General features: G+C 60.3%; 5 protein-coding genes and 1 riboswitch. Of the genes, 3 read left to right on the forward strand and 2 right to left on the reverse strand.

Annotated elements, in window-relative coordinates; translation table 11 throughout:
* Positions 1-166, forward strand: a 166-nt coding sequence (locus VJ956_RS05880; RefSeq protein ID WP_324082748.1) for a peptide-methionine (R)-S-oxide reductase, incomplete at its 5' end; no start/stop codon positions are given.
* 11 nt (positions 167-177) lie between these two features.
* On the opposite strand, the gene VJ956_RS05885 is transcribed toward VJ956_RS05880, so the two are convergent.
* Positions 178-906 (reverse strand): 3'-5' exonuclease, encoded by a 729-nt coding sequence (locus tag VJ956_RS05885; RefSeq protein WP_324082741.1) that lies wholly within the window; start codon positions 904-906, stop codon positions 178-180.
* Positions 899-2,770, reverse strand: coding sequence for a putative nucleotidyltransferase substrate binding domain-containing protein (locus VJ956_RS05890; protein ID WP_324082742.1), 1,872 nt, complete (start codon positions 2,768-2,770; stop codon positions 899-901). The genes VJ956_RS05885 and VJ956_RS05890 overlap by 8 nt, the downstream gene beginning before the upstream one ends.
* Positions 2,771-2,904: 134 nt before the next feature.
* A riboswitch (cobalamin riboswitch) is annotated at positions 2,905-3,113 on the forward strand.
* A gap of 185 nt (positions 3,114-3,298) precedes the next feature.
* Between VJ956_RS05890 and VJ956_RS05895 the strand changes: the two genes are divergently transcribed.
* The gene (locus VJ956_RS05895; RefSeq protein ID WP_324082744.1) at positions 3,299-5,134 is read left to right on the forward strand and encodes a TonB-dependent receptor domain-containing protein; all 1,836 of its coding nucleotides are present in this window, start codon (positions 3,299-3,301) and stop codon (positions 5,132-5,134) included.
* A 17-nt stretch (positions 5,135-5,151) separates the two neighbouring features.
* A complete protein-coding gene (locus VJ956_RS05900; protein WP_324082746.1) occupies positions 5,152-6,087 on the forward strand; it encodes a cobalamin-binding protein in 936 nt (311 codons plus the stop codon).
* The last annotated feature ends 100 nt before the right edge of the window (positions 6,088-6,187 follow it).

The following is a 6,187-nucleotide window of genomic DNA, read 5'->3' on the forward strand; positions in this document are numbered from 1 at the left end:
CAGCCGCTATGCCGATTCCCATCTTGGCCATGTGTTCAACGACGGGCCCGAACCCACCGGTCTGAGATACTGCATGAACTCCGCTGCCATGGAGTTCATCCCCCTGGAGGAAATGGAGGCCCGGGGTTACGGCGAGTATATCGATGAGGTGAAGGGCAAAAGCTGAACCAGCATGCATCAGAGCCAGAGGTCCCCTATCGGGGTCTCTGGTGAAAAGTGATATCTGATCTGGGCCATGAACAGTTCCGCCGTTGCGAGGGCGTCCACCAGCGCGTCATGTGAGGAATAGTGAGGCAGTCCGTAACGGCCACGGCTGTCTGCAAGCCGGATGGACACCGGTTTCTTGCCCTTGACCTTCTTCTGCCAGAAACCGGGGTTTCTGTCCGGGTGCAGGTGGCTCTCGATAGCCATGGTATCCAGCAGTGGAAAATTGATGCCCTCGCCCGTGCGCCAGTTAACGGCAACATTCAGGAATGGCCGCTCAATGGCCCGGTAATGGACAACGGGAATCCGGCCCTCAAGGCTGCCCAGAATCTCTGCCAGAACCTCGTCGAGATCCGGGGCCTGATCAATCGCATCGTGGGTAATGCCATGAATGGTCACCGAGGTCTGGCTGAGGGGCAGGGGCGGCTTCACCAGCCAGTGGCGGGCACCTGAAACCCGGATGCTGGCAAGACTGAAGGGCACCAGACCAACACTCACGATAGAGTGCTGATTCGGATCCAGGCCGGTGGTTTCGAAATCCAGGGCCACCATGGGAACGTCCTTGATTGGTGTGTCCGCAGACACGCAGCCACCGCTGTAGAATTGCTTCAGGCGCGCATCCCCGGCAGAGTTGGCCAGAGCTGCGAAACGGTCCGGCCAGGGGGTAATCCCGGTCGACAGATCTTCAGTGGTATCAGACATTTTTTACCGCTCCCGCATTGTAGCGGAATCGCAGGAACCTCTGGGCCTCGCTGACGACCTGAAACGCGTCTTTAAGGTGACTGCGCTCGAACGGCGACAGATCCTCCGGGCGCACATTGTTGTCCGGTTGCCGGCCTGCTTCTATGGCCAGCGCCTGGTGCCGGATGCGCACAATGGCAATGAATTCGAAGGCATCGCGCAGGTTACCCACGCCGTCCTCGGGAATCAGTCTGGTTTCAGCGATCGCCTTGAGCCGGTTAAAGGTATTCTGGGCTTTGGATCCGCAGGCCAGAGCATGGATACGTATCAGGTCCGACATGGGGGCCGTGCCACGCCGCTTGAGGTTGAAGGTTTTGTTATGCTTGCCGTCTTCCTCCATCACAAACTGGCGGAAAAAGCCCAGTGGCGGTGTGCGACCCAGTGCATTACGGGCCATCATTGCCAGAAAACGCGGGTTCTTGCTGGCTCTTTCGGCAACGAAGCTCTGCAGCTCTTCGGTAAAGCTGACTTCGCCCGCTACGCCCTCCAGATCAAAAAAGATATTCGAGTTCAGCAGGGCTTCGGCCTTGGGGTTGTCAATCCAGTCAGCGAAGTACTTTTTCCAGACCCGTAAAGGTTGCCGCCACTTGTCGTTGGTGGCCATGATGTCGCCGGTGCAGTAGGTGTAGCCGCATTCTGCCAGGCCATCGCTGACAAATTTTGCCAGTGCCTTGAAATACTTGTCATGCTCGGCAGGGTCGAAGCTGTCATCCAGGACCATGGCATTATCCTGGTCGGTAACCACCAGCTGTTCGTCCCGGGCCATGGAGCCCAGTGCCATGAAACAGTAGGGTACCGGCGGCGGTCCCAGTTTTTCCTCACCCAGCTCCAGCAGGCGCTGGGTGAAGCTGCGCCCGATCCCGGCCATGGCACTGCCGATCATGTGCGAGTTGGCATCTTCATTTACCATGCGCACGAAGGTATCAGGTACGTCCTTGCTCAGGCGTTTCAGGCCTTTCACATCCTTCTGGTGGTAAATGTTACTGACCAGGTACAGGCTGTTCTGGGATTCATGTTTGATGATATCGGACAGTGAAACCACGCCGCGCACAGTATCTCCGTCCATCACCGGCAGGTGATGGACATTGCCGTGCAGCATGGTCAGCATGGCTTCGAAGATGAAAGCCGTGGACCTGGTGGTCCTGATATCCGTGCTCATGATTTCGCTGATCGGGGTTTCCGAAGCCAGGGCCTTGCTGAGCGCCCGGGTTCTGAGGTCCCGGTCTGTCACTATGCCGCACAGTACAGGCTTGTCGCCGCTTTCATCCATCAGTGGCAGCGCCGAAACGCCGTGTTCGGTCATGATCCGTGCCGCCTCCTGCAGGCGCACGGTGTTGGGTGCGGTGACCGGCCGGCGGCCAATCAGTCGGGTAACCCGTGCGGTCATCAGCTGATTGGACTTTTCGCGCCGGGATACGGCGGAGCGCAGCCGGGACCTGTCCTCGATCTCGACATAATCGGTAAATTCCTCGTTTTCGCAGAGGTACTGGAACAGCTCGTAGGGAATCAGGTAGACCAGGGTGTCTTCCAGGGCACGGGCCGGAAACCGCACGGTGCGGTTCATCATCAGGCCGGTTTGCCCGAAGATTTCGCCTTCGGTTACCCGGTTGTATAGCTCACCGTCACGACGGAAGATCTCTACGGCACCGCTGCGAATGTAGTGGAGGTAGTTGTTACTCTGGCCAAGCTCGAGAATCTCGGCCCCCGCCCGGAAATAGGACACTTCAATTCCGGAGACCACACGGTCCAGCATCTCTTCTGGCAAGTCATCAAAGGGCGCGTGGCGCACCATATGATTCCGGATGTCAATCAGCTCTGCCTGCATTCTGTGGTTCCTTTTCCACCGCTTCGGGGTTGAACATGGCCCCCACCAATATACCAGTGGTGCGGGGTGCGTTGCCATTTGATGTACTCACAACTCCGGATATTTGCGTTGACCCGCCACCGGCCGGTTGGTAGCCTTTGCATTCGTTTTCAGGTGCTGCCGCGCAAAGCTGCGTGGGAGTGAAACGGGAAGCCGGTGTGAATCCGGCGCTGCCCCCGCAACGGTAAATGAGTCAAGAGCGGTCGATCGCGCCACTGTGCTGAGGCATGGGAAGGCGTCCGCCCCGGGTCACCAGCATGGCCCGCTCATAAGCCCGGAGACCGGCCTGTTGGCACACCAGACGCTGCGGAGGGCTGCGGAGGTGGGTGATCAGGCCCCTGTCCCGCCTCTGGTTCCGCTGCTGGTTCCACTCCGCCCGCCTTCGTTCAACCTGTTCTGATCCATCGGGATCACACTCGAAACTGTCCTTTCCGCAGCTTATTCGAACGGATCACGCGGGTGCGCGTGAGATGACAGTGAGTGTCCTGCATGAGCAAAATGAGCAAGAGCAAATCCCTGCCGCGTATTCCATGGGCGATTGCCTTTTTTATATATGCCGTCCCCACGGCAGCCATGGCTGATGAGACCGCCTCGTCTGCCACCCTTGACCCCATAGTGGTGACTTCAACCCTCGGGCCCAGAAGTGTCGGCGAAAGCCTGTCCTCGGTGACTGTTATCTCCGGGGAAGATATCCGCCGTCAGCAGCCCAAAGAATTCAGTGAACTGATTGAGTCCCGGGCGGGCGTGACGGTGACCGGGAATGGTTCCTTCGGCAAGCAGACCGGCGTGCTGATGCGGGGGAACGCATCGGATGCCACGGTGCTGCTGGTCGACGGCGTGCGAATCCGTTCGGCAACGGTAGGCGGGCCGGCTTGGCAGTTCCTTCCGCCCCAGTTGCTGAACCGGGTGGAGATTGTCCGTGGCAGCCGCAGCAGCCTTTACGGCGCAGATGCAGTCGGTGGCGTGGTACAGGCATTTACCCTGCCGACAGAACGCGGCAGGCACGGCTGGGTAGAGGCTGGTGCCGGTAACTTCGACAGCCAGCAGGTCGGCGCAGGCTATTCGTCGGTGACCGACCGGTCCAGTATTAGCCTTGCGGGCAACCGTTTTCGTACCGACGGCGCGCCGGTCATCGAGGGTAGTTCTGACAGGGCCTATGACAACACCTCCGGCGTTGCCAGCGCCCGGCATGAATTCGTTAACGGGACGCGCGTCGGGTTCAGCGCGCTCAGTGCCGAGGGCAGTAGTGAATTCAACGGTGGCGACCAGGATTTCCGGTTCCAGACCGCGGGTGTCAATCTGGACGTTCCGGTCACCCGCAACTGGCGCACCTCGTTGCACCTGGCCGATGCCCGGGACGAACTGGAAGTTTTCAGTAATTTCCCGGGGGTGTTTGATACCCGCACCCGCAGTTCGCGGGTTGAAAACCGGGTGACTGCAGGCACCCATGAATTCGTGCTGGGTGCCGAGTATCTGGTGGACAAGGTGGAGAGCACCACGGATTATGCTGAAACCAGCCGTTCCAACGCGGCCTATTTCGGCCAGGCCCTGCTCAATTTCGGCCCCGCAGACCTGCATCTGAGCCTGCGCAACGACGATAACGAAGCCTTCGGCACCGAGACCACCTGGGGCGTTGGTGCCGGCTACCGGCTCGACCGTAATCACCGGATCCGGGCCAGCGCCGGAACCTCGTTCAAGGCGCCATCGTTCAACGATCTTTACTTTCCCAACTTTGGTGACCCCGACCTGGAGCCGGAAGAGGCGATCAGTTACGAAGCCGGTGTTGAAGGACGTTACCGGCAGTGGTTCTGGGATATCGCGGTTTACCAGAGCGATGTTGATGACCTTTCATTACCGTCCCAGGACCAGGCGGGCAGCGTGCCGGAAGCCCGGTTGCGTGGTGTTGAGGTCACCGGTGGCTGGCAACGCAATGGCTGGAGCCTGAAAGCGGCGGCATCGGTGGGTGATTTCAAGGACAGGGAAAGCGACCGCCAACTGATCCGGCGGGCAGAACGCACTGTCCGTGTGGATCTGGACAAACAGCTTGGCAGCTGGAGCCTTGGCACCACCGTGCGGGCTGAGAGCCATCGTTACGAGGATATTTTCGATCCGGTACAGCTGGCTACCGTGCGCCAACGCATCGCCGGCTTCGGGGTCTGGGATCTGCGCGTCAGCAGGGAACTGGCTCCGGGCTGGCAGGCATCGCTGACGGTGGATAACGTGCTGGATAACCAATACGCTACCGCCAAAGACTTCAGCAACAATGACTTTATTGTTGCCGGGCGCACGGCCTTTCTGTCCGTCCGTTATCAGTTCAGCCCCTAGCCTGCGAGGTTGCCGGTTTGTCCAGCGTCGTTATCCCAGGCACTGCCACTGCCCGCGAGGCCACTGTTCGCCTGGCTGATGTCAGCCTGGTCACTGTGGTTGCCCTGCTGCTGTTACTGGCGGGCCGGGCGGAAGCCGTTTGCGTGGAGGACGATCAGCACAGGACGGTGTGTGTTGATGGCCCGGCCCGGCGGCTAGTGTCACTTTCGCCGGGGGCAACGGAACTGCTGTTTTCGGCGGGTGCCGGGGGCCAGGTAACAGCCGTCAGCGCCTGGAGCGATTACCCGCCTCAGGCCGCGAACCTGCCCCGGGTCGGTGACAGCAACCGGCTGGACCTCGAAGCCATCGTAACCCTGGAGCCGGATCTGGTGGTGGCCTGGGTGGATGGCAATTCGGCGACGCAACTGGGAAAAATCGAGGCCCTGGGCATTCCGGTATTCTGGCTCCAGCCCCGGACCTTCACCGATATTGCCAGCGCGGTGGAGCGTCTGGCGCTGCTGACCGGCCATGAAGACATCGGCGCGGCCAGGGCCGCGGAGTTTCTTGCGGCCATGGCGGAACTGCGTAACCGCTACCGTGATGTCCCGCCGGTCCGGGTTTTCTACCAGGTATGGCATCAGCCACTGATGACCATTAACGATGACGAGCTGATCGGCCGGGCTATCCGCCTGTGTGGCGGTGACAATTTATTCGGACACCTGCCGCGCCTGGTGCCGCGCCTCAGTACCGAGGCGGTGCTGGAAGCCAACCCGGACGCCATCATCACTGGCGGTGAAGACCGGGAGGACCGGCGCTGGCTGGATCAGTGGCAGCGGTTCCCGGAGTTGAAGGCCGTAGCCGTGGATAACCTGTTTCTGGTTTCCCCTTCGCTGATTCAGCGCCCGACCTTGCGGATGCTGGAAGGCTCAGAGGAATTGTGTCAGGTGCTGGAGCAGGCCCGTGCCCGGTTATAGCCGGGCCCTGGCGGTCCTTGCGGCTCTCAGCCTGGTCTGCATGGCGTTGTCCGTGAGTGTCGGCAGCGCTTCGCTGTCGGTCGGGGATACCTTCGCGGTG

Origin of the sequence: Marinobacter sp. (assembly GCF_035268745.1) — a bacterium.
Classification (GTDB): domain Bacteria; phylum Pseudomonadota; class Gammaproteobacteria; order Pseudomonadales; family Oleiphilaceae; genus Marinobacter.

Bases quoted from the DNA above. Each gene is read 5' to 3' on its own strand.
- VJ956_RS05890 (WP_324082742.1), bottom strand. From the start codon at position 2,770: ATGCAGGCAGAGCTGATTGACATCCGGAATCATATGGTGCGCCACGCG.
- VJ956_RS05885 (WP_324082741.1), bottom strand. From the start codon at position 906: ATGTCTGATACCACTGAAGATCTGTCGACCGGGATTACCCCCTGGCCG.
- VJ956_RS05895 (WP_324082744.1), top strand. From the start codon at position 3,299: ATGAGCAAAATGAGCAAGAGCAAATCCCTGCCGCGTATTCCATGGGCG.